This window comes from Methylomonas sp. LW13 (genome assembly GCF_016865255.1).
GTDB lineage: Bacteria > Pseudomonadota > Gammaproteobacteria > Methylococcales > Methylomonadaceae > Methylomonas.
Genome location: NZ_CP033381.1, coordinates 1,362,063 through 1,385,728 on the forward strand (window position 1 = coordinate 1,362,063; position 23,666 = coordinate 1,385,728).

General features: G+C 52.5%; 17 protein-coding genes. 7 read left to right on the top strand and 10 right to left on the bottom strand.

The window, feature by feature from the left end; all coding sequences use genetic code 11:
- Positions 1 to 8: 8 nt before the first annotated feature.
- From JL719_RS06075 to JL719_RS06090, 4 genes are all read right to left on the bottom strand, one after another.
- A complete protein-coding gene (locus tag JL719_RS06075; RefSeq protein WP_033157970.1) occupies positions 9 to 3,077 on the bottom strand; it encodes an efflux RND transporter permease subunit in 3,069 nt (1,022 codons plus the stop codon).
- 21 nt (positions 3,078 to 3,098) lie between these two features.
- Positions 3,099 to 4,268: an efflux RND transporter periplasmic adaptor subunit gene (locus JL719_RS06080; protein ID WP_033157969.1), complete on the bottom strand. Its 1,170-nt coding sequence runs from the start codon at positions 4,266 to 4,268 to the stop codon at positions 3,099 to 3,101.
- 22 nt (positions 4,269 to 4,290) lie between these two features.
- On the bottom strand, positions 4,291 to 5,640 hold the full coding sequence (locus JL719_RS06085; RefSeq protein ID WP_033157968.1) for a TolC family protein: 1,350 nt from the start codon (positions 5,638 to 5,640) through the stop codon (positions 4,291 to 4,293).
- Positions 5,641 to 6,043: 403 nt separating this feature from the next.
- Complete coding sequence (locus tag JL719_RS06090; RefSeq protein ID WP_033158010.1) at positions 6,044 to 7,912, bottom strand: sigma-54-dependent Fis family transcriptional regulator; 1,869 nt, start codon at positions 7,910 to 7,912, stop codon at positions 6,044 to 6,046.
- Positions 7,913 to 8,180: 268 nt separating this feature from the next.
- On the opposite strand from JL719_RS06090, the gene bufA1 reads away from it, so the two are divergent.
- The 7 genes from bufA1 to msrQ all read left to right on the top strand — a co-directional run bounded on the left by bufA1 (position 8,181) and on the right by msrQ (position 13,091).
- Positions 8,181 to 8,459 carry a BufA1 family periplasmic bufferin-type metallophore gene (bufA1, locus tag JL719_RS06095; protein WP_033157967.1) on the top strand — a complete coding sequence of 93 codons (279 nt, stop codon included), beginning with the start codon at positions 8,181 to 8,183 and terminating at the stop codon, positions 8,457 to 8,459.
- Between the two features lie 134 nt (positions 8,460 to 8,593).
- Complete coding sequence (bufB, locus tag JL719_RS06100) at positions 8,594 to 9,475, top strand: MNIO family bufferin maturase (RefSeq protein ID WP_051670217.1); 882 nt, start codon at positions 8,594 to 8,596, stop codon at positions 9,473 to 9,475.
- The gene (locus JL719_RS06105; RefSeq protein ID WP_051670215.1) at positions 9,459 to 10,235 is read left to right on the top strand and encodes an HvfC/BufC N-terminal domain-containing protein; all 777 of its coding nucleotides are present in this window, start codon (positions 9,459 to 9,461) and stop codon (positions 10,233 to 10,235) included. Before bufB ends, JL719_RS06105 begins: the two co-directional genes overlap by 17 nt.
- Positions 10,236 to 10,238: 3 nt before the next feature.
- Positions 10,239 to 10,760, top strand: coding sequence for a DoxX family protein (locus JL719_RS06110; RefSeq protein ID WP_084153367.1), 522 nt, complete (start codon positions 10,239 to 10,241; stop codon positions 10,758 to 10,760).
- Positions 10,757 to 11,479 (top strand): SDR family NAD(P)-dependent oxidoreductase, encoded by a 723-nt coding sequence (locus tag JL719_RS06115; RefSeq protein WP_051670214.1) that lies wholly within the window; start codon positions 10,757 to 10,759, stop codon positions 11,477 to 11,479. The genes JL719_RS06110 and JL719_RS06115 overlap by 4 nt, the downstream gene beginning before the upstream one ends.
- A 46-nt stretch (positions 11,480 to 11,525) precedes the next feature.
- Positions 11,526 to 12,458: a protein-methionine-sulfoxide reductase catalytic subunit MsrP gene (gene msrP, locus JL719_RS06120; RefSeq protein ID WP_033157965.1), complete on the top strand. Its 933-nt coding sequence runs from the start codon at positions 11,526 to 11,528 to the stop codon at positions 12,456 to 12,458.
- A gap of 3 nt (positions 12,459 to 12,461) precedes the next feature.
- On the top strand, positions 12,462 to 13,091 hold the full coding sequence (msrQ, locus tag JL719_RS06125) for a protein-methionine-sulfoxide reductase heme-binding subunit MsrQ (RefSeq protein WP_033157964.1): 630 nt from the start codon (positions 12,462 to 12,464) through the stop codon (positions 13,089 to 13,091).
- A 337-nt stretch (positions 13,092 to 13,428) separates the two neighbouring features.
- On the opposite strand, the gene JL719_RS06130 is transcribed toward msrQ, so the two are convergent.
- The 6 genes from JL719_RS06130 to JL719_RS06155 form a co-directional block, all read right to left on the bottom strand.
- A complete protein-coding gene (locus JL719_RS06130) occupies positions 13,429 to 17,322 on the bottom strand; it encodes an NACHT domain-containing protein (RefSeq protein ID WP_129871359.1) in 3,894 nt (1,297 codons plus the stop codon).
- Positions 17,323 to 17,460: 138 nt separating this feature from the next.
- Positions 17,461 to 18,708, bottom strand: coding sequence for an ATP-binding protein (locus JL719_RS06135; RefSeq protein ID WP_033157962.1), 1,248 nt, complete (start codon positions 18,706 to 18,708; stop codon positions 17,461 to 17,463).
- A gap of 401 nt (positions 18,709 to 19,109) precedes the next feature.
- On the bottom strand, positions 19,110 to 19,811 hold the full coding sequence (locus JL719_RS06140) for a hypothetical protein (protein ID WP_225893041.1): 702 nt from the start codon (positions 19,809 to 19,811) through the stop codon (positions 19,110 to 19,112).
- Between the two features lie 138 nt (positions 19,812 to 19,949).
- Entirely contained in the window at positions 19,950 to 20,255 is a 306-nt protein-coding gene (locus JL719_RS06145; RefSeq protein WP_033157960.1) for a hypothetical protein, read from the bottom strand.
- A 26-nt stretch (positions 20,256 to 20,281) separates the two neighbouring features.
- On the bottom strand, positions 20,282 to 22,816 hold the full coding sequence (gene mgtA / locus JL719_RS06150) for a magnesium-translocating P-type ATPase (protein ID WP_033157959.1): 2,535 nt from the start codon (positions 22,814 to 22,816) through the stop codon (positions 20,282 to 20,284).
- 50 nt (positions 22,817 to 22,866) lie between these two features.
- Positions 22,867 to 23,580 carry a DUF2490 domain-containing protein gene (locus JL719_RS06155; RefSeq protein ID WP_033157958.1) on the bottom strand — a complete coding sequence of 238 codons (714 nt, stop codon included), beginning with the start codon at positions 23,578 to 23,580 and terminating at the stop codon, positions 22,867 to 22,869.
- Positions 23,581 to 23,666 lie beyond the last annotated feature (86 nt).

Below are 23,666 nucleotides of genomic sequence, written 5' to 3' on the forward strand. Positions count from 1 at the left end.
GTAGTCCCCTAAAGCTCGTCAGGCTCGGCAAAATAACGATACAAAGCGGGTAGCAAGGTTAAGGTTAAAATCGTGGCGGTGATCAAGCCGCCGATGATGACGATAGCAAACGGTTTGGCTGTTTCCGAACCGACGCTGGTGGACAGTGCAGCCGGAAATAAACCCAGCATCGCCATTAAGGCTGTCATCACTACGGGCCGTAAGCGGCTCACGGAGCCGTTGACGATGGCATCATGCAATTTTTGGCCGTCCCGGCGCAATTTGTTCAATTGAGAGACCAAAATCACGCCGTTCTGTACCGCAATCCCAAATAAGGCAATAAAGCCGACCGCGGCCGATACGCTCAAATTAATGCCGGTTGCTAATAAAATCAGTAAGCCACCTATCATCGCAAACGGCACGTTCATCACGATCAACAAGGCATTTTTAACCGACATGAACGCCCAGAACAGCAACACGAAAATGAGTCCCAAACTGATAGGTACGATGATGGCCAAACGTTTCATCGCTCGTTGTTGGTTTTCAAACTGGCCGCTCCAAACGATGTGATAGCCGGGCGGCAAATCGACTTGCGCAGCGACTTTTTGTTGGGCCTCGGCCACGAAGCTGCCTTGATCGCGGTCGATTAGGTTACATTTGATGGCAATTCGCCGCATATTGTCTTCGCGGCTGATACGGGACGCACCTTGGTTGATTTTGATGGTGGCCAGCTCGGAGAGCGGAATGCGTTGGCCGGTTGGGGTTTGCACCGTCAAACTTTCCAGATTGGCCACCGAATTGCGGGCGCTGTCCTCGTAACGCAAGGTGATGTCGAACCGGCGTTCGCCTTCCAAAAACTGCGACGCCGCCTTGCCGCCCATGCCGATTTCCATCACCCGCTCCACATCGGCGACATTGATGCCGTAACGCGATACCTTAGCGCGGTCGATGTCCACGATCACTTGCGCCAAGCCGGCCTGCTGCTCGGCCGCGACATCGGTGGCCCCCTGTATGCCGGCCAGGATATGCGTGACTTGATCGGCTCTGTCCTGCAAGGTTTGCAAATCGCTACCAAAGATTTTGATGGCGATTTCGCCCTTCACGCCGGAAATGGCTTCTTCGACGTTATCCTGAATCACCTGGGAAAAGTTGGTGAGTATCCCCGGAAAAATAGCTAGCGCCTTGTCCATGGCTTGTACCAGATCGTCTTTACGCTGATACCGCCAGGTATCCTTGGGTTTCAGGTCTATCAATACCTCCAGGTTGTTAAAGCCTTTGGGGTCGGTGCCGTCTTCCGGGCGGCCCAGCTGGGTGATGACGGTTTTGGCTTCCGAAAACGTTTCCAGGGTTTCCCGCACCTGCCGCTCCAGTTGTTTGGCCGTAGTCAGTGACACCGGGGTTGGTAGGGTGATAGTCAGCCAGATATTACCCTCGTCGAGTTTGGGCATAAACTCGGTGCCGATCAGTTTCACCGACATGAAGCTCAACAGCAGTGCGCTTATCGCAGTGATAAACACCGCGCGCGCGTGGCTTAACACCCATTCCAGCGCCCGCCGGTAATGATGTTCCATCGCATGTACCAGCGGATTGTGTTGCTCGGCCAGCTTCGGGCCCAGCAAATAGGTCAGCATGGCCGGCATAAAAGTCAGGCTGAACAACATGGACGCCACCAGCGCAAAACTCAGGGTGTAGGCCATCGGCGAAAAGATTTTGGCTTCCACGCGCTGGAAGGTAAAAATCGGCAAAAAGGCGATGATGATAATGGCTTTGGAAAACAGAATGGGCCGGCCCATTTCTTTGGCGGTGGTCAGCAGCGATTGCCGCAGATGCCGCATATCGGCATTGCGCTGTAAATCCAGCGTAACCTGTACCATCACGGCTTCGACCAACACCACCGCGCCGTCGACGATGATGCCGAAGTCGATGGCGCCCAACGAAATTAGATTGGCGGAAATGCCGCCGAGGTCCACCAGGATGAAGGCGAATAGCAGGGAAAGCGGAATAATCAGCGTAACCAGCAAGGCCGCGACAAAGCGCCGTAAAAATACCAGCAGGATAATCAGGATCAACACCGCGCCTTCTATCATATTGTGTTCGACGGTATGGATGGTATGGCCCACCAGTTCGGTCCTGTCGTAGAACGGGGTGATTTTTACGCCGGGGGGTAAACCAAACTCATTGAGTTCCTGGATTTTCTGTTTCACACCATTCAGGACATTGACTGCATCCCGGCCCTTGATCAACAGTACGATGCCCTCGACCACATCGTCGCGCTGGTTCATGCCCACCATGCCGTTACGCGGCTGCGGCCCGACGCTGATGTCCGCGACGTCTTTGATGCGCACCGGTACGCCGTCGTTGGTGGTGATGACGATTTCGCCGATTTCTTCCGCAGACTTTAACAAGCCGGTGCCGCGCACCACCAAGGCTTCGTCGCCGTGTTCGATATAGCCGCCGCCGGTGTTGGTATTGTTGGCGGCAATCGCCTGAAACACCTGATTGAGGTCGATGCGATAATTTTTTAAGCGGTCCGGCTTGGCGGCGACTTTATATTCTTTCACGCCGCCGCCGAATCCAACCACGTCGGCGACACCTTGCACCGAGCGCAAGCGCGGTTCGATAATCCAATCCTGTAACGCACGCTGCTCGACCAAGGGTAAATTTTTGGCGTCGATCACGTAGCGCAAAATTTCGCCGACGCCGGTGGACAAGGGGCCCAGTTGCGGCTTGGTATCGTCGGGAATGTCCGCATATTGCAGCCGTTCCAGGACTTGCTGGCGCGAGAAATAGTCCTCGGCGGCATCGTCGAAAGTCAGCGTTACCACCGACAGACCGAAGATGGATACCGAGCGCATATTCAGCAGATGCGGCAGGCCGTTCATTTCCCGCTCGATGGGCAGCGAAATCTGTTTTTCCACTTCTTCCGGGGCCTGGCCGGGAAACTGGGTGACGACCTGCACAAAGACGTTTTGTACGTCAGGAAAGGCTTGTACCGGCAGATTTTCGAACGCGATGATGCCGGAGACGGCAATCGCCAGCGTGGCGCCGATGACCATCAGCCGTTGTTGCAAACAAAACGCGATAAGGCGCTCGATCATGTGATTGTCCCGGTTATGGCGCTAGGGCTGGTGAGTACTTTCGGTTTCGACTTCTTCTTCGGCGCGCAGCATCAGCGCTCCTTCGGTTACCAACAGTTCATTGGCGTCCAGTCCTTGCGTGATGACCGCTTTGTCTTTCAAACGCAAGCCGATCTCGACCCGGCGCTGCCGGTAGCGGTTGTCGTCTAAAGCCGTGAATACATAATCGGCGTCACCTTCGGTAAACACGGCTGTCAACGGAATCACGAATGCTTTGTCATCCGCAGCGCTTTCCACGCTGATGGTGGCATACATACCCGGCAGCAGGCGGCCATCCGGATTGTCTAATTTGCAGCGCACTTGCACGGTGCGGGTGGTTTCGTCCAACACTTGGCCGATGTATTGCACCGTGGCCGGAAATGTCACACCGGGGTAGGCTGGTACCGACACCGCGACTTGCTGCCCCAGTTTGATTTTGCCGATGTTGACTTCAAACACCTCCAGCAGCACGGTCAAATGTTTGAGATCGGAAACCACAAACAAAGGCGTATCCAAATCCGGGCGTACTTCCATGCCCGGATTGACGTTGCGTTCCACGACGATGCCTGGCAGTGTCGCCCGCAGCGCGAAGCGGCCGTCGGCTTGGCGAGCGGATAAGTGCAGATTTTTCAAGCGGTCGGTAGCGCGTTGCAGGTCGCTGCGGGCGCTGCTCAAATCGCTCTGAGCCTGTTCCAGTTCCTTGCGAGAAATGGCTTTGCCGGCGTACAGTTCCTGTTGCCGATTGAAAGCGTGGCTGGCGAGAGTGGCTGCTGCTTGTGCCTTGGCGAAATCGGCTTCGGCATCCGCGACATCCGGACTGTCGAGTTCCAATAAGGTCGAACCAGTCTGCACCGGCGTGCCCAGGGCAATCGGCGTGGCGACAACCCGGCCGGCGACCGGCGAACTGATGCGCGAGGTCAGGCTTTCGTCATACACGATTTTGCCGGCCAATGGTTCCAGCAAAGGATGTTGCGCCAAAGTCAAATGCGCGGTTTTGACGTAGGCCTTTTTCGGCGAGTCGGGTGCCAGCACCACTTCGCCGGCCGGGGTGGGAGGTTTCGGTGCCTTGGGTTTGTTTTCGGCGGAGTCGGAACAAGCCGCCAGTAGCGCAGCGGCCAGTACAAAGTGGCAGCACAACGAGATTCGGGTGAAAGTTGGCATGGAAGTATTCATATCCGTTATTCGTTCAAGCCTGCTATGGTAATTGAGTAGGTGCCTGCGCCTTGTTGTTGGCGGCATTGTCGTTAGCAATTTCTTCGCCCAAGGCTTTGGCCAGATCGTAATAAGCATTGGCCCGGTTGATCATGGCCTGGCTGTAATCGCGCATCACATTTTTATAGCTGCGTTGCGCTTCGATAAAATCCAGTACGCCGGTAGCGCCCTTGCTATAGGCTAGCTCGGCGCTGTTGCGCACCGCCAGCGCATCGTCGAGTAAGCCGCTTTGAAAACGCTGCACGATTTTGTCCGCGCTGTTCCAGGTGGCTAGAGCATTGGCGACATCGTTGCGAATGCTCAGTTCGGTTTGCTCGACCGCCAGTTGGTTTTGGTTTAATGCGACCGCCGCCTTGTCCGATTGGCCTTGATATTGATCGAATACCGGGACCGGCACACTGACGCCGACAAAAAACGAATTGAGTGCGTTATTGCTGGGGTCGCGCGCATAGCCGGCATTGACGGTGACATCCGGGTATTTCAGGCGCCTGGCCAATTCCAGTTCTCTTTCGGCCTGGGCGGCCCGTTGTTTGTCGGCCAGTAAATCCGGGCGTTGTTGTAGGGCTTTGTTCATCAACTCGTCTTTGGACAGGTTTTGGCCGATGTCCTTGATGTCCGGCCATTGCTCCTTGGCTTCGAAATGCAGGCTGTCGTTCGGCCAGCGCAAGATCACCGCCAAACCGGCTTGCGCCTGTTCTACGGCGGTTTGCGCAGTATCCAGATCGGATTGCGCGCGCATCGCTTCCATTTTTACCCTTAGAAAATCGGATTCGGCTATATCGCCGCTGTTCATTCTGAGCTGGTTGGCTTTGGCAATGGTTTGGTAATGATCGACTATTTCCTGCGCCAACCAGCGGTTCTTTTGCGCCAGCAGCAGGTCGTAATAGGCGTCTTCGACCATGTTGGAAAAGATGCGCACCGCATCGCGGAAGTCGCTTTCCGCCGCCTGAGTGGCGAAGCCGCTGCTTTGGATGCGCAGGCCGCGTTTGCCAGCTACTTCAATTAGTTGGCTGAAGGAAAAATATTCGGCAGGGCCGCAGGACACGTTGACATCGTGATTGCAGCCGCTGGCATTGGAGCCCATATTGGGCCGGTTGCTGATTTCGGAAATCTGCACGCCCAGGGTCGGATTGGGCATCGCCGCGGCAATCACCGCATCGGCGCGGGATTGGTCGATGTTGTATTGCGCGGCGATCAAATCCAGGTTGCGCTGATAAAACAGCGTCAGCGCCTCGTCCAGGGATATGGGGACGTTTTGGGCGTGGACCTGGAAAGTCAGCATAGCACCCAGCAAGCCGAGTGCCGCACTGTAGATGATACGTTTAGTTTGCATGGTCTATCCCGGAGTTGAGCAATTGGTCTGCTTGGTAAGCACTCAAAGCAAGTAGTATGCCAAAGCCAATTTGAGATCGGCAGTCCAGGAAATTCGGCTTATTTCAACCTTATTTGTCGGCGGGAATTAGGATGTTAGCGGTTCTATTGACTAGAAATGGTTTATATAAACCAATTAATGTCGGCGCGTGGCCGAAAAAATTCTAAGCCTGATATGCCTGCGCGGTCCTGAGGCACGCTAGTTGAAGCTGCGGATTGCCGGCAAGCAGGGGATAGTGAAATGTCGGAGATACCCTGGGGCAAGTTTTTTATCAGTCTTATTCAGCATTCCTGCTGATTGGGGGGCGACGCCGCCGCTCAGCCCGAAAGGCCTGAGGGATAGCGTATTCTCGAAACGGCCATCGCTAGCGATTGGTTTTGGCGATCCCCAATTTTTGCATGCGGTAACGCAGGGTACTCGGTTTTAAATTGAGGCGTTGCGCGGCACCATTGGGGCCTTCAATGACCCAGCGGGTTTGTCCCAGGACGCTGAGGATATGCTCTTTGGTTACGCTATCCAGGCTGGTGTCGCCGCCTGCTGCCACGAGTTTTAGGCCGGCGTCGGCCGTCGCGGGCAACTGTTCCGGGCCGATGTCCAATATCGGCGTATCGGTCAGAATCACGGCCCGTTCGATGATATTTTCCAGCTCGCGGATATTGCCCGGCCAACGATAGCGCTGCAAACGCTGCATAGATTGACCACTGACCCCGGTTATTTTTTTACCGATTTTCGGCGCGAATTTAGCGATCAAAAAGTTCACCAACAGCGGAATATCTTCCAGCCGTTCTCGCAGCGGCGGCGTGGTCAGCGGAAACACATTCAGACGGTAAAACAGGTCTTCGCGGAAATTCTTTTCAGCTACTTCCGTCAGCAGATCCCGGTTCGTCGCGGTAATCACCCGCACATCCATCTTGATGGGTACTTGCCCGCCCACCCGCTCGAATTCGCGTTCCTGAATCACCCGCAACAATTTGACCTGCACATCCAGCGGAATTTCGCCCACTTCATCGAGGAATAGCGTGCCGCCCTCGGCCAATTCAAAGCGGCCGATGCGTTTGTTGATAGCGCCGGTGAATGCGCCTTTTTCGTGACCGAATAATTCGCTTTCAATCAAACTGGACGGCAATGCCGCGCAATTGACTTTAATCAACGGCCGGTTTTTCCGGGGACTGGCGGCGTGAATGGCGCGGGCGATCAGTTCTTTACCGGTGCCCGATTCGCCTTGGATCAATACCGAGGCGTCGGTCTGCGCGACGCGCTGGACTTGGTTTAGTAAGGATTGCAGCGCCGGACTGCGGCCGATGATGTCGTCGAAATTATGCGTCGATTTAATTTCTTCCTGTAAATACAGGTTTTGCGCTTGCAGCCTGGCCTGTTCCCGTTCCATCAACACCTGTTCGGTAATGTCGATAAACATGGTGCGCATGTATTGCCGGCTGGGGTCGAGTTTGGACCACCACTGTATCCAAATCGGCTGATCGTTATCCCTGCGGCGCAATTCCAGCACGACACCATCGTTATTCGTGCCGTCTTCGATGGACTTGAGCGCCAACTGCAAGCGTTGTTGCGCTTCGGGCGTGTCGGGTACGAAGGAACTACCAATTAGACCCGGCACTTGTTCCGGCGTGATGCCCAGGATGCGCATGGCGGCCTGGTTGGCGGCCTGGAAGCGGGTATCGGTGTCCTCGTGCACATAAGCAATCGGCGCTTCGTCGAACAAATCCTTATAGCGCTGTTCGCTCTGTTGCCGCAGTTCTTCTACCCGAATCCGGTTCAGCTCCGCCGCCGCCCTGGCCGCGAAAATCTTGAAGGTGTAGAGCAAGCGGGGTTCTTCGGGCATTGCCCGTTCGTCGAATATCGCCAGGTGGCCGAGGATCTGGCCGTCGGCGTCTTGCAAGGGCACGCCGAGATAACTTTCTATGCCTTCTTCCTTGGGGAAGATTTTCGCCAAGTCCGACGGGTAATGGCACAACTTGCCGGCCAGCACATCGACGCAGGGGGTGCCGGCCAGTTCCCATTCCTGATTGTCTATAAATTGACCGTGCTCCCAGAAGGCCAAGGATCGTATCCGGGTTTTGTCGCTGGTGAATTCGGCGATAAAGCCGTTCGCTACTCCAATGGCCGTGCACAGACTACGCACCAGCGATCTTAAAAAATCCTTGCCGGTGGTTTGCACGGTGCCTTCCACCAGCGCCCGCAGTATGGCCAGTTCCGACGAGTCGACAGTTTGCATGAGTGAAATGGTCCGGTTGCTTGCATTGAATAGCATTCTAACCAGCGGCCGCCACAACACCAAGCCGCAACTATTCGCGGCAGCCACAACTATTGGTGGATTTTCGGCGATTGGGATACGGCTTGAATTTGCTTGGTAATTTATAAGTGTTTGTTTTTATTTGCATGTTTTATTTTAAAGCGTTTTGGCATGCCGCTTGCCATTAGTTAAGCGTCTGCCGGGAAATCGGTGGACTCCACTAAATCATTTAACGACTAGGAAAAGACTGATGAAAAACGTAAACACTGTTGTATCGACCGCCATGGCTTCTTTGATTTTATTAGGGGTGTCAGGCTTGCCATCGCTAGCCTTTGCCGCCGACAAAAAAGATATGGAGAAATGTTACGGCGTAGCCAAAGCCGGCAAAAACGACTGCAAAACGCTGTCTAATGCCTGTGCCGGACATTCCACCGCCGATAATCAAAAAGATGCCTTTATCGCCGTGCCTGCCGGCACTTGCGAGCGCATCGTCGGCGGCAGTATGGAAGCGCCCGCGGACATGAAATAACGGCACAGGCTCCGGTTACTAGGCCGCGCGAACCGTTAAAGAGCGCAGTCATGCCGGCAGCGATTGCCGGCATCCCACTCACAAGGTTCTGCGCTGTTTAGACGACACCCTTTCACCATTAAATCGAGTACCACATGACTCTCACGAAGCCACTCGCTAAACAGGTATCAGTGAGCTCGGCGATTCCGGCGCAAGCCGGAATCGGCCTTCGCTCCCAGCATCACCGGGATGCCCTAAACCAACCCATTCGGCCTGCGTGGTTGGAAGTCCATAGCGAAAACTACTTCGGCAACGGCGGTATTCCGTTACGCGACTTGGAAGCCATCCGAGTCGATTATCCGATCAGCTTGCATGGGGTTGGTATGTCGCTGGGTTCTGTTGACCCGTTGAATCGGCAACACTTACGGCAACTGCGCGATCTGATTCAGCGGATCGAACCGGGGCTGGTGTCCGAGCATTTAAGCTGGAGTGCCTTTGGCGGCAGGTACTTGAACGATCTGCTGCCTTTACCCTATACCGATGAGACGTTGGCCCATTTAGTTGCGCGCATCTCGCAGGCACAAGATTATTTAGGCAGACCGCTGTTGATCGAGAATCCTTCCAGTTATTTGGAATACGGCTTTTCCAGCTATACGGAAAGCGAATTTCTCAACGAACTAGCCCGGCGTTGCGGCTGCGGGATTTTGTTGGACGTGAACAACCTTTACGTGTCTTGCGTAAATCACGGTTGGCAGGCGGCAGATTATTTAAGTGCCATAGCAGCGGACAAGGTCGGGGAAATTCATTTGGCCGGGCATACCGTTAATCAATTCGGCGAGCAGAGCATTCTGATCGACACCCATAACGCGCCGGTCAGCGATGCGGTCTGGCAACTCTATCAAACAGCCATACAGCGTTTCGGTTGCCGTCCGACCTTGATCGAATGGGATGCCGATCTGCCGCCCTGGCCGGTGTTGGTGGCGGAAGCCGCAAAAGCCGACAGGTTTATGGAGCAGGCTTATGCACAGGCTGCGTGAGTTACAACGGGATTTTTCCCGCTTCGTGTTGCAAGAATCCCAACAGTTGCCGGCGGGCGTGAAGTCGATGGGCCTGAGTGCCGAGCAACGGCTGGCCATTTATCGAAACAATACCCGGCTTGGTTTAACGGCGGCCTTGCGCAACAGCTATCCGGTCGTGAACCGTCTGGTCGGTGAGGGCTTTTTTGCCGGGCTGGCTGCTGCTTACATCAAAAGCTACCCGCCGCAATCGGCTTGCCTGTTGACATTTGGCGCGCATTTTTCCGAGCTGATAAGCGGGTTTGCCGCCGCGCAAAGCTTGGCTTATTTAGCCGATGTCGCCAAGCTGGAGTGGCTGTGGCACGAAGCCTATCACGCTGCCGATGCGCCGATACTGTCCGCTACAGTGTTGACACAAATCGATCCCGCCGCCTACGGCCGGTTGGTTTTCAAGCTGCATCCCAGCGCACGCTTCATCGCCTCGGACTATCCGATAGCCAGGATCTGGGCCAGTAACCAGGCCGATGACGCCGGCCGGGAATACATCGATTTGCGTAACGGGGCTTGTTGCTTGTTGCTGTACCGTCCGGGTCGGCAAGTCGAAATCGATAGTCTGGATCAAGCGGAATATCAATTTCTATGGTTGTTGGCTATTGGCACGACGCTAAGCGGAACAGTCGAGACCGTGCTTACTGATCACCCCGATGCGAACGTGCCCACCCTGTTGCAACGCTGCTTGCTTAAAGGCCTGTTAACCGATTTTTATTTTGCGGATGCCTAACACATGCATACACACATCATTGCCAAATTATTAGCGCCGTTTTATCGGCCGCAAAGCTGGGGCCGTCGCTACGGCCTGTTACTGGGCAGTTTGACTCCGTTGAGCAGTTTGCTGCTGCGCTGCTGGGTTGCTTATGCGTTCTGGGTTTCAGGTCTGCTGAAACTCCAAAGCTGGGACAGCACCTTATATCTCTTCGAAAACGAATACGCCGTGCCGCTATTGCCTGCCGGGCTGGCGGCGGTGCTGGCCACCGCAGTCGAGCTTATCGGTCCTGCCTTACTGGCACTGGGTCTTTGCGGGCGCACCGCGGCAATAGTGCTGTTTCTATTCAATATCGTCGCGGTGATTTCCTACCCGGATTTGGGCAGTGCCGGCATTGAGCAGCATAAACAATGGGGCGTCATGTTGTTGGTTTGTTGCTTGCAAGGGCCGGGCGGACTGTCGCTCGATGTCTGGATAAGCCGCTACTTGTTCCCAGTGAATGTTGGCGCAGTCAGGTCGGCATTAAAACGGGAGAATGCGTGAACGTCCCGAACGGCGGAGCGCCGCTATCGGGGCAAACCGCGTTGGTGGTTCGCGGCGATTGTGGTATCGGCGCGGTGGTGGCGGAGGCGTATGCCGCTGCCGGTGCCAAGGTGTTGATCAATTATCTGCACGAAAGCGCGGCAGCGGACCGCATTGCCCAGCGGATTCGGGTTAAGCAGGGACAAGCCATGATATTTCAAGCCGATCTTAGCCGGGAAAGCCAAGTTAACAGTATGTTCGATGTACTCGCCGTCTATTGGGGCGGCTTGAATACATTAGTGACGAATGCCGATCTGGCGCTTGCTATGCCGACTGGTGGTATAGATCCGGAGCAATGGCGGGAAATTTTGCGGCAAAATCTGGTCGAGCAATTTTTATGCGTCAGACAGGCGCTGAAAGAGTTTGCCGGACGCGGCGGGCAAACGGCTATAGCATTGGCACCGACCAAAATCATCTGCGTATCCACTTTCCTGGGCGGCCCAGGCGATAACGCGCAACCCTACTATGCAGTCTGTAAGGCCGACATGGCCGGATTATGCAAGGCTTGGGTTAGTGCGCGTGGTCAAGAAAATGCGGACAGCCCTGTCGGTCCACTCACTGCAAAACGCTTGACTGAAATTTGGAACGGTCAGTCGGCGCCGGACTCGATAGCGCTGGTGTCACCCGATCCAGAGCAAATAGCAAAAACCGCCGTCGGCTTGGCTGTACGCGCAGCTTAAGTCCGCTGGCGAATTACCGTAATTAATAGAGCAGAGGCTCATCGACATGAAACCCTATAAACCACCCGCTATCCCTTCCTCGGAAATCACGCCGCAAGCCCTGTTCCAGGCACGGCGAAAATTTATACAAACGGCAGGCGGTGCCGCGCTGGCGGCCGTGTGGCCGCAGACACTATGGGCGATGGATAATTTAGGCGGGCTTGGAAAATCTAAATACAGCGTGACGGATGAACTCACACCTCGGCAGGCTGTTACCGAATACAACAACTTTTATGAGTTCGGCACCGGCAAAGATCAGCCGGCCATCAATGCCGGCAGCCTGCAAACCCGGCCTTGGACTATTACGGTAGAAGGCGAAGTGAAAAAATCCAAGGTGTTTGATATTGACGAGTTACTGAAAATGGCGGCGCTGGAAGAGCGGGTTTATCGCCTGCGCTGCGTGGAAGCCTGGTCGATGGTGGTGCCTTGGCTCGGCTATTCGCTGGCGGAATTGCTCAAGCGGGTGGAGCCGACCGGCAATGCCAAGTTTGTCGAATTTGTCAGCCTGCACGATCCGGCCCAAATGCCGGGACAAAAGGCCGCAGTGCTGGATTGGCCCTACCGCGAAGGTTTGCGGATGGACGAAGCCATGCATCCTTTGACGTTGTTGACCTTTGGTTTGTACGGGGAAGTGTTGCCCAAGCAAAACGGCGCGCCGGTCCGCATCGTCATGCCATGGAAATACGGGTTTAAAAGTGCCAAATCCATCGTCAAATTCCGGCTGGTTGAGCAGCAACCTCTGACCAGTTGGATGAAAGCCGGGCCGGGTGAATACGGCTTTTACGCCAACGTTAATCCCGAGGTCGATCATCCGCGTTGGAGCCAAGCCAAGGAGCGGCGCATCGGCGAGTTTCTGAAACGCAAAACCCTGATGTTCAACGGCTACGCCGACGAAGTGGCGGCACTGTACGCCGGCATGGACTTGCAGCGGAATTTTTAAGCCATGACGATCAAAAATCTCGACAACCGTGTGCTGCTTTGGGTGAAAGCGGCCGTATTTCTGACGGCTTTGCTGCCGTTCGCCAATTTGGCCGTCGCCGCTTATGCGGATGAGTTGGGCGCCAATCCCATTGAAAAAATGACCCACGTTACCGGGTTTTGGGCTTTGAGTTTTTTGCTGATCACTTTGGCGGTCACCCCGCTGCGGCGTCTGTCGGGCTGCTTATGGCTGATGCGCTTGCGGCGCATGTTGGGTTTGTTTGCGTTTTTTTATGCGTCGTTGCACTTTGCGACCTATTTGGTTTTGGACCAATATTTCGATTGGCAGGCAATCGCTAAAGACATCCTGAAACGGCCTTACATTACTATCGGCTTTAGCGCATTTGTGGTGCTGATTCCGCTGGCATTGACTTCAAATGACGCCATTATCCGCCGCCTGGGCGGCAAACGCTGGCGGGCATTACATCGCTTAACTTATCCGTGCGCGATTGCCGGCGTGGTGCATTTCGGCTGGCTGGTGAAAAAAGATCTAAGCAGACCTATGATGTTTGCGCTTGTACTGGCTTTGCTGCTGGGTATGCGCGTAGCTTACCGCTTGGCCGGTAACCGCACTGCACATCAAAAGGCTGTTTAGTTGGCCTTGTGAGTATTTCCCTCGGGAAATCGGCCACCGGTTTCGGCTTAATGACGCCCGTATTCAGTGACAGTCATTGAAGGTTAGAAGTGTTGGGATCGGTCATTTCTTGTTTGAGGTCAGCATATAGGCGGTGACTGCAATTTTGTGCTACGCGGGTGTCCGGAATTTTAATAGCTGTGACACAATTGCCCCGTTTGCTTGTTACGCCAACGCTAGCCAAAACACCTAAATACCCTGCCCGAAGTTTGTGATGTTTACGCATACTCGGACATGTCCCCACGGCCTCGGATTTAGCTAAAATCAAGCGTTGATTTAAAACCAGTTGCAGGCCGTCTTAATTTAGTTTTGATGGCGTTGTTGCAGAAACGTCAAGCACGAAGACGTCGATTAGTTTTCGTTCCGCCGGTGTCAATGTGGCCTTCAGCATTTCTTCCAGTTTGGCGGCGGATTTAGGCGGCGGCAGGCCGTCTGGATGAGTCGGCAACCTTTTAAAGTTAAACCACAAAACCAAATACAAGCCACGGCCTTCGGTTTCCGGCGAGATGGTGTAGCGTGGTATGAGTTGTTGGTGTATGGTCTTCCACAAATCGCGGTGATAATCGCGCTTGATTTCGATGGGCAGGTAATAAGATCGGCCTTGATGGATGAAGGACAATTTGATGTCGGCGCGCTTCTCATTGGCTTGCAATGCTTCCGGTTCGACAGCGACATCGTATTTCAGCAGCATCGGCTTGAGGAGATCAACCAGATAATTGCGACCAACCTCTTCGTATCTAGGGTCGTTCTCTGGGTAAGGTTCTGTAGGGACTAAAGTTTCTTTGCCCTTTAAATTCCAGAAATGTTGGTAACGGTTAGTGTTGCCGGTATGCATTCCCTCCGCCAATTGCTGTAAACAATCCAACGCCAGCACCGAGAGGTCGGCGACATTGGCCGGTTTTCGGTCGTTCAGCGTTTCGATGACTTGGGAAGCGTCAGGATGTTTATACAACGCTTCGCGGCGGCTGATTTGTTGGGTTTGTTGGGCGTCGCGGATTAGTGAGTGCCAGGCAATCAATTTTGGCTGTTCGAGTAATTCGGCCAGAACCTTTGCGGCTTCCTCTGCGGGATTCGCCGCCAAGTTATTTATCAAATATCGAACATAATCTCGCTCTTCCATCGCTCGCGTAACAAATCCACCACCCCTAGGCCAATTCGGCTGACAGCGGGGTGCTAGCAACGCTATCAGCATACCTATCGTAGTAACCCTTTCAAGGCTGAAGTAGGGTTCGTTACCATGCATCGGCAATAAGAACGAAGACAAATGATTGATACGGATAGCCTTCTCGGTCACTTCCAGTTTGATCTTCGTTTCGTAAATGCTTGGATCAATGACCAACCCCGTGGCAAGCCAATAAATACGCTGTGCTAAATCCATGCCTTTGCATGCTAATTTTTTTTCAATTAGCGAGAATAACGAATTTTTGTCACCTCCCGCTATAGCCGCTTTCAGTAAATACTTAAGATGGTCGATGTGATCTTTGTAGCCGCGAACCGGATATTTTTCGAGTAACGGCAATACAATACGACGGGCTATCTGTAATCCGCGAGCGTCAGAGGTAAAATAGGAAATGCCATGAATAAATTTAGCCTTGGCATTTAGTAAGATTGTGATATAACCGGAATAGGCTTTAGCAACAAAATCAGGCCGAGAATAGCATAATGATTTAAACCATTCGTCTTCGAATGTCCCTTGAGTAAAACAAAATGCAAGCGCACTATTAATTAAATCATCGTTTAAATCTTCTAAGAAACTATTATTCTCCAAATACAAACTTTCAATGCATATTAGGAGCGGCCGCCTGATATAGTGATATTCATTTTTTACATCAGCCGCCAATATTTCTTCCGCTCCAGGAAGATCAGTTCTATCCAATATCTTTCGCAATCCACTTTTCGCTGCCGAAATCAAAATTTCATCATGATTTAGATACTCCGCCAATCGCTGCTCATTGGATTTTCCGCTTACACTAACTCGATGATCAAAATATTGTGAAATTTGATCATAAACAGAAGGTTGAATCTTGCCAGTAGCAATGCCATCCAAATTTTTATAAAAAAAATTTAATTTTTCAGCCAATTCCTGTTCGCGTTGTTTCCGCCACTTGGCTTTTGATTCGATCCTTTTTTTCCACGTTTCCGGAATGGGGCAAAACTTTAGCTCATTAAACACCTTGCTAAACTCAGGGTGCTGAAAGACCCATTCACTAATTTCTTCAAGAGTCAAAGCGCTGTCTTGGTTATAGAGCGTCAAGAATGCCTGTTTGAAATAAGAGACTTTTTTATCTGAATCGATTTCGGTCAGTGCCATGCTTAACCACCAGGCACCCAAGTTTTTCGGCGGGGTAGCATTTCGGAAGTGCACAAATATCAAAGCAATCGCATATTCTATATTTTCCTTGCTTTCTATTCGTTTCAAGCCTTCCGAGAGCAAATTAATAAAAATTTCAGGGTTTGCTTCCAGCCATGCCGAGATTTTTGCCTTGTATTCTTGCGATAACTTGCATTCATCGTATTCGTCAATACCGATCGATAACCAGCAATAAAGCCTTTCATTAGAAATAGACGGACCATGCAAAGTTAATCCGCTCACCATTAAATCGCCAGCGACATCGAATAAGTTATCTAATGCGGCATGTATTTTATCGGTTCCAATATGAACAAATTCATCCAAGACATTCGGTAGGTCGTTACTACCTATTCCACGCAAAAATTCATTTTTCCAAAAATGAATGCAAGAGATTCTACTGCCGTCACCCTGCTTACCTATAAATCGAATAATATCCGCAGGTTTGATTTTTGATAAGTACAGTTTTCTTAATAAAACCTCTAATAAATCATTGCGCGCGTCTTCAATGACTTTATTGTGAATATCTTCCGCTAAGACCAATAAACTTTCATAATCGCCTGGATATAGTTGACAAAAAGCGCGCAAGGCATAACTTCTAATGGCCTCCCAATACGTTTTGTCTCTTATAACCGCCAGTAATTGAAGACTTATATTTAGCTTATTTTCCGTGCAGCATAGCCCTTGTAACAAGCAATACAGCAAATACTGTTCGCCATCGCTACGCCCCGGATTGCCGAGCACTTGTATTAATTCGCTCGCCATATCTTTTTGGCACAAGGCCGAAAACGCCGTGGTGTGCCCATCGCGGTTGGGAAAGCCTGTGGTTTGTGCTTCCCGAATCAATGCGCGTAATAATCTGGATTTCGTTTGCGTAGAAAACAACTGCACATCCCCATACACCACCACACCTAAAGGATCGATTTCAATCAAAGGATCACGCGCCGGTTCCGACAATACGGCCAACCAGGCCATCAAACCGCGCAGCGCGGCAACGATGCCGCCGTCTACGCCGATCGTTAGCGCCAATACTCGATTGACCAATAAGCCATCCTTGATCTTGCCGGCAATGAAGTACGCCGCGAGATATTCCGCGACGCTACGATGTACATAGCTATATTCGTCGCCCACCTTTCTGAACAAGCGGGACTTTAAGGCGGCGCGGCTCGCCACAGGAAGGTCGAGAGAAGCAAGACTGATGCGGCCCGGTTGGGCGTAACCTTCGCTGAAACCCGACAGGTTTGCGAGCAATTGAATCGCACATAGCAAGCCTACCGCGTCGAGCAACGCTGGAATATTAACCGTGGATTTTTCGGCAACCCTATGTTCGTCGTTAAATTCCGCCGCCAATTGTTCCGATGTCAGCCGGTATAGCTGTTGCTTGGTGGATGGCCATTCCCGCCCGCCCTTTACGGCATCAATCAGCATGTCCAGGGTTTGTGGGTTGTCCAGCAAACCGGACAGGCCGGAGTGTTCCGCTTTTTCGATGAAACTATCGGCATCGCCGACACGCTTGTCGTTAGCAAGTATCGCCGTCACGTCGCCACTGTTTAATGGGTCTAAATACAGCACGCTAACAGGGCTGATTTTAGATAAATCTCTGCTATCCAGCGCACCCAGCCAATCGGCTTCGCGGCAGGAAATGCGGAACCGTTTACAACCCAATTTATTGAGTCTGCCGCGAATGGCGTCCAGTGGCGTTCGCGCGTCGTCCTTGCCGGCTCGGGCCTCGTCTAGGCCATCAATGAACAGGGTTTTCTCCTGCCATTCCTCATTATCTAAATAGATAAAGTCTCTGGCGGAAATGTAATGACCGCCGGTAAGCTTGGCTTCGACTTCGAACAACGTGGATTTCCCCGCGCCCGGTTCGCCAAGCAATACATAGGCCGGCCGGTCTCTGTAGTCGGCGATAGGAAGGCTTTCGGCAGGAGTGTCTTCAGTGGTTTTTTCGGTGACGGTGCGGGGGACGCGAAACAGCATGAACTAATCCAACCAATATTCGGCGGGTTGAGACAGAAATTCCGCCAGCGGCACACCGCCCGCGCCGACCAGAATTTTTGTAGCGTGGGGATATTTTTCGGCAAACACGTTTAACCCTGCCGATACCACCGGCTTGGGCGCGCTTTTGACTTCTATCGCCGCCAGTTTCTTGCCTTTAGCCAGCACGAAATCGACTTCCTGGTTGCCTTCGCGCCAATAGTAAAGTTTGGTGTCTTCGTCGGCGGTATTGAGCAGATGCGCGCCGATGCTGCTTTCCACCAAACGTCCCCAATAACTGCGATCGGCCTGTGCCTCGGCGAAGCTGTAATCCTGTAGCGCCGACATCAGCGCTGTGTTGAACACATGCAGTTTAGGCACGGAATTGCGCTTGCGGACTTCCTGGCCGGCGTATTTATGCAGGCCAGCTAATAGTTTGGTTTCGGTCAGTAGATGCAGGTAATCGGCCAAGGTTTCGGTGTGTTTGGCTTCGATGATGCTTGCTATAATTTTGGTTAACGACAATTCCTGGCCGGAATAATGGCAACCTAGTTCGAACAACTGTTTCAGCAGCATCGGATTTTTGATGCGCACCATTTGCAGGATGTCTTTTTCGATATTGGGCTGAATCAAGCTATCGCGTACGTAGCGGCGCCAGCGCGTTTCGTCTTTTATCAGCCAGGCGCTGCCGGGATAACCGCCGAAATAAATGTATTGTTCGAGTGAGAAATCAAAGGCCTGTTGCATTTCGGCAAAGCCCCAATGACTGACGGGCAGGGTTTCATAACGTCCAGCCAGACTCTCCGACAAGCCTTTTTGCATCAACAATGGTGCGGAACCGAGCAACACCACATGCATCGGTACGCCACTGGCGCGATCAGCATCCCATAAGCCCTTGACGATGTCGGACCAATCCTCGATTTTTTGGATTTCGTCTATCGCAAATACAAAGATGTCGCCGCTGTGCGCAGTTTTCAGCCAGGCGGCAGTGCGGTTTCTCGCTTCTTGCCAATGGAAGGCGAGCCAACCCCTATCTTTCTTTTGCGGCGGGGAAATAGTCGCGGACGGATCAAAGCCGACAGGGAGTTCATCGTCCACTGAGATGTAGTAGCCTTGCGTCGGCTTGGCTGAAACAATGTCGCGGATGATGGTGGTTTTGCCGACCTGCCTTGGGCCGGCGAGTAAGTTGATAAAGTGAACTGGATCGCCGAGACGGTTTTTGAGTAGCGCTTCCTGGGGGCGGGTGTATTTCATGTTACGATACTGAGTAAATTTACTCAGTATCGTAAAGCCAGCAGCAGGTCCTTGTCTATTGTTTCGCGTCAACCTTGAGTTTTGCCGGCATAATTTAAGAAATCCCTTCAAGGCCAATGCCAACCATTTTTTCTTTTTATCGTACGCAGTCTGGTGGAGCAATGCTTCCGGCAAATGACTAACCAAGTTAATGATGTCATCGGCAATAGCCGTGGCGTCTGCTAAGTTGTCATTAACCCGGCCCTTAAATACCTTTTATCCTGAGTTTATAGAAGGGTGCGCCAAATCAGGCTTCGACCAGCTCAGCCCGAACGGAATATCGGTGATAAATAGGACCGGGTTAATAGTGACGCCATGCTGTTACTGCCGGGACATTTAAAGGGCATGGCGCTTATTCTGATTTACGGTAAGGTGCAAGTGCCGTTGCCGCCGTCTCTAATGTAGTAGTCGGTGGAAACCGTGCCATTGGCTGCCGAGATTACGTTCAAACCCGCCCCCAAAAACACGGGTACTGATTTTCGGGTGGTTCCGTTCAATTGGGTTAACGGCGTGCCATTGACAGATACGTTTAATAGGTAGCTGCCATTATCGAACAGGTTGACGAAGTACTGGGAATTACCGCTAGCCGGGTTTAAGGCACAGCCTGGGGTGACGGTGGTATAAGATTTTCTACTGGCAGCGTATTCGAGAACGCCGTCAGCGCTGAAAGTGTTAGCTGACGTATCGGGTAGATCGCAGAAGCCCGGTTGTACGGTGAAGGCGTAGGTATCAGCTGTTCTACTAGACAGGGTGACCACAACAGAGTTATTACCATCAACAAGCCAGACAGCGACATCGGGTTGCGACGCGGTAACTTTGGTCACAATTCCGCCATTGAGGGTAATCGTGGCCTTATCTTTTGACCTTGGGTTGAAGAGGCCGGTTTGAACGGTTGCCGCTTGCAGGCCGGTGGCTGGATTTACCGCACACTGAACCATAGACGAGGCAAAGGTTTTTCCGCTTGGGCCGATTTGAATAGTCGTTGCAGCCTGAACCCTAGGGATTGCAGATAAGACCGAGAGAATTGCCAATAGCTGTATTGACAAGCTTTTTATCGTTTTCATATTCCAAATGCCTTTAGATTAATTAGAGCGGTCTAAATTACTATTTGGCGATGAATTGAATGTTAATTCCACATTAGGGTTAAGTTAAATTTCGCTTCGAAGCGAGTCTGCCGCATTCGCAGGGAAAGCGAAAATCAATCATACAATTTCGAAAGAAAAAATGAGGGCAATGACAGTCATCGACACCAGCCCAATGATAAAAAGCACTTCCGCCCAGCGTTCCAAACCTATGGTTGAGCGCTCCAGCCGAATCGATAAGAACGATAGCAACGCACTGATGGTGAATAGCAAACTGTCTATTGCCAACGCCTTGTCGATCACGTAACCGACCATGCCTGAAGGCTGACTTTTGACGATGCTGATGACCATAATGCAAACACCTACCATCGTGGCCGAATTGGGCAAAATGTGGTGGGAAAGGTCGTTATTGAGAGCGTGTTTCATTGAATATTTTTTAAGGACTATGGCGGCTATAGGTTTACGTGGCGATAGAAAATCCGTTTCGCCAATTCTGCAGTCAGGATGTAAAGCAATACGATCAAACTCAGCCAGCCGATAATCGCCGCCGGCAGCGGTTGAAAGCCTATGAACGGCGCCAAAGGCGTATAAGGCAATGCCGATGTCAGTGCGACGATGGTGGCGGTGGTGATCATCAAATACTTGCCCGGGCGATTGCTGAATAAGCTGTTTTGGCTGCGCACCACGAACACGATCAGCGCAGCGGAAATCACCGATTCGCAAAACCAGCCGGTGCGAAATTGCTCCACCGGCACTTGCAGCCATAACAGCACGCCGAAGGTCAGGTAATCGAACACCGAGCTGATAATGCCGAAGGTAATCATGAATTTACGGATAAAGCCTATATCCCAGCGGTGCGGTTTGCCGAGCATTTCCGGATCGACGTTGTCGGAAGCGATGGTCATTTCCGGAAAATCGGTCAGCAGATTGGTTAGCAAGATTTGCTTGGGGAGTAGCGGCAGAAAGGGCAAAAACAGCGAAGCGCCGGCCATGCTGAACATATTGCCGAAGTTGGCGCTGGTGGCCATGAACACATACTTAAGGGTGTTGGCAAAGGTCGTGCGGCCTTCGCGTATCCCCGCCAGCAATACCCGCAGATTTTTTTCCAGCAACACGATTTGCGCGGTTTGCTTGGCGACGTCGGCGGCGCTGTCCACCGAAATCCCCACATCCGCAGCATGCAGCGCCGAGACATCGTTAATGCCGTCGCCCATGTAACCGACCACGAAGCCGGCTTTCTTTAAAGCAACGATGATGCGCTCTTTCTGATTAGGTTCGATTTCGGCGAACAAATTGACCTGCGCAACCCGATGAATCAGGGCTGTTTCACTCATCCCGGCCAGATCGATACCGGTCAAAATGGCCGGGGAGTTTAAGCCCAACTGAACTGCCACGGTTTCCGCCACCAAACGGTTATCGCCGGTGATGATTTTCAAAGTCACGCCCTGTTCGCGTAACAGGCTTATCGTTTCCACGCAGTCGGCTTTCGGCGGGTCGAAGAAGGTCAAAAAACCCAGGAAGCGCAAGCCGGTTTCGTCGTTCTTGGCAAATTTTGTCTTACCGGGCATTGGTTTGTAAGCGATGCCCAGGGTCCTAAAACCCTGGCCGCTATATTCCCGGTAGCGTTGCTGAATGGCATCGTAAACGCCGTCGATTGCCTGCAGCTCGCCGTTGGCGTTTTCCACCGTGTCGCAAATTTCCAGGATATTGTTCAACGCACCTTTGCAGATCATCAAGGTTTCGCCTTGATCTTGTACCAGCATGCTGAGCCGCTTGCGATGGAAGTCGTAAGGGATTTCGTCGAGTTTGCCGTTTTCGGCGACAGCATAAGTTTTGAATTGGCGGATGGCCTGATCGATGGGATTGTTGAAGCCGGTTTCGAATATGGAATTAAGATAAGCGTAGCGCGCCACTTTATCACTGGTCTGGCCGCCAATATCCAGTGTGTCTTTCAGTTGCACCGTGCCCTCGGTCAGCGTGCCGGTCTTGTCGGAACACAACACGTTCATGCTGCCGAAGTTTTCAATGGCGGCCAGTTGTTTAACGATGACCTTTTGCTCGGCCATGCGTTTGGCGCCGTGCGCCAGATTGATGCTGATCACCGCCGGTAACAGCTGCGGCGTCAAGCCGACCGCCAGGGCCAGCGCGAACAGAAACGAGTCCATGATCGGTTTGTCCAGATAGACGTTGATTGCAAAGATCATGATGACCAGGATCAACGTGACTTCCATCAGTAGATAGCCGAAGCGGCGCACGCCGTGCTCGAATTCGGTTTCCGGCGCTTTCAGTTTGATGCGTTCGGAGAGTTTGCCAAATTCGCTGCCGGAACCGGTCGCGACCGCCAGGGCCGTGGCGCTGCCGCTTTGTACGTGCGAGCCCATCCACAGGCAGTTTTGGCGTTGGCTGAGACCGGTGTTGATCGGTAATTCGGTAACGTATTTTTCCGCGGGGTAGCTTTCGCCGGTGAGAATGGCTTCGTCGACGAACAAGTTGTCGGAACTTAGCAGCCGACAATCGGCCGGAATCACGTCGCCAGCCCGCAACTGCACGATGTCGCCGGGGACGATTTGTTCGGCGGGCAATTCTTGGAAAGTGCCGTCACGCAACACGGCGACCCGGATTTGCACCATCGCCAGTAAGTTGCTGACCGCGTCGGCGGCGCCTTTTTCCTGCCAAAAGCCCAACAGCGCGCTCATCAGAATAATGCTCAGGATGATCAGCGCATCGAGTTTGTCGTGTAGGTAAAAGGACAGGCCGGTGGCAAACAGCAGGATCAGAATAATCGAACTTTTGAATTGCCCGAAAAACAAGCTGACGGTGCTGGGCGGCTTGTGATTTTGTAAACGGTTATCGCCGTAGTGTTTTAGCCGCGCTGCGGCTTTCGGCTGGGTTAGGCCGCGTTCGTCTGTTTGCAACTGCTGGAATAGTTCCGAAATCTGGTGATGCCAAAATGCTTTTACTTGTTTGGGGACGATTTTGCTGGGCATCTGCGACCTCGATAATCGGTTGAGCGGACCTTGTGTTTAACGTCCGCTGCTTAAAAATTAACAAACACCGACGCCATGCCCAAATGCCGCATCGTCGCCGCACTGTGATTGGCGTTATCGACATATTGGTTCATGTAACCCAATTCGGTTCTGACGTTTTTGTTGAAGCTCCAGCCAAAACCGGCAAACGCGCGGTTTTGATCAAACCCTGATTTGCCGCCGAAGGTGGTGGAATTGACCCGGTAAAAGGCTTCATCCCAAGCAATCAGGCTCAAGCGCGGCTCGAACTCGAGGGGATGCATGAATTTGATCATTTGCCGGGGACGTTCGCGTAATTGGCTGCCGTTTAAAAAGTTGGTTTCCCACATCGTGCGGAAGGTAAAAGTGCCGATCTCCGTGGGCAATACATAACGAAACGCCGGCCAAATATCCTGTTGCGAGACATAAGATTTACCGATGTTTTGAGTCGGTAGCCAAGTGTAACCGGCCCAGAGTGTGGCTCGGTCGCTTAGGGCATAACCGGCCGCTGTACGCACCATGCCTTGATACCAATGACCCCAATCGCCATCGAAGCGCGATTGGCCTTCCAGCCAGACCCGGCCGTTTTTCAGGCTGGGATCGATAAAGCCCATGCTGCCTTCGGCCACGGCTTGTAACCAAGCGCCGGAGTCTTCAAGCAATTCGGCAGCGTTTACAACGGTCGAAATAGCCAGTAGCGAGCATACGCAGCAGGAATACCATAATGTTCGCGATAGTGTGTGCATGACGATTCTCCAAAATTTAAGCAAAAGCGTCTGTATCTCCCGATGTTATCGGGAGAGGAACGGGCTTTTGGCGGGGTTGTTAAGGT

Excerpts from the sequence above, each read along its gene's own strand:
- JL719_RS06075 (WP_033157970.1), bottom strand. The coding sequence starts at position 3,077 with ATGATCGAGCGCCTTATCGCGTTTTGTTTGCAACAACGGCTGATGGTC.
- JL719_RS06080 (WP_033157969.1), bottom strand. The coding sequence starts at position 4,268 with ATGAATACTTCCATGCCAACTTTCACCCGAATCTCGTTGTGCTGCCAC.
- JL719_RS06085 (WP_033157968.1), bottom strand. The coding sequence starts at position 5,640 with ATGCAAACTAAACGTATCATCTACAGTGCGGCACTCGGCTTGCTGGGT.
- JL719_RS06090 (WP_033158010.1), bottom strand. The coding sequence starts at position 7,912 with ATGCAAACTGTCGACTCGTCGGAACTGGCCATACTGCGGGCGCTGGTG.
- bufA1 (WP_033157967.1), top strand. The coding sequence starts at position 8,181 with ATGAAAAACGTAAACACTGTTGTATCGACCGCCATGGCTTCTTTGATT.
- bufB (WP_051670217.1), top strand. The coding sequence starts at position 8,594 with ATGACTCTCACGAAGCCACTCGCTAAACAGGTATCAGTGAGCTCGGCG.
- JL719_RS06105 (WP_051670215.1), top strand. The coding sequence starts at position 9,459 with ATGCACAGGCTGCGTGAGTTACAACGGGATTTTTCCCGCTTCGTGTTG.
- JL719_RS06110 (WP_084153367.1), top strand. The coding sequence starts at position 10,239 with ATGCATACACACATCATTGCCAAATTATTAGCGCCGTTTTATCGGCCG.
- msrP (WP_033157965.1), top strand. The coding sequence starts at position 11,526 with ATGAAACCCTATAAACCACCCGCTATCCCTTCCTCGGAAATCACGCCG.
- msrQ (WP_033157964.1), top strand. The coding sequence starts at position 12,462 with ATGACGATCAAAAATCTCGACAACCGTGTGCTGCTTTGGGTGAAAGCG.
- JL719_RS06135 (WP_033157962.1), bottom strand. The coding sequence starts at position 18,708 with ATGAAATACACCCGCCCCCAGGAAGCGCTACTCAAAAACCGTCTCGGC.
- JL719_RS06140 (WP_225893041.1), bottom strand. The coding sequence starts at position 19,811 with ATGAAAACGATAAAAAGCTTGTCAATACAGCTATTGGCAATTCTCTCG.
- JL719_RS06145 (WP_033157960.1), bottom strand. The coding sequence starts at position 20,255 with ATGAAACACGCTCTCAATAACGACCTTTCCCACCACATTTTGCCCAAT.
- mgtA (WP_033157959.1), bottom strand. The coding sequence starts at position 22,816 with ATGCCCAGCAAAATCGTCCCCAAACAAGTAAAAGCATTTTGGCATCAC.
- JL719_RS06155 (WP_033157958.1), bottom strand. The coding sequence starts at position 23,580 with ATGCACACACTATCGCGAACATTATGGTATTCCTGCTGCGTATGCTCG.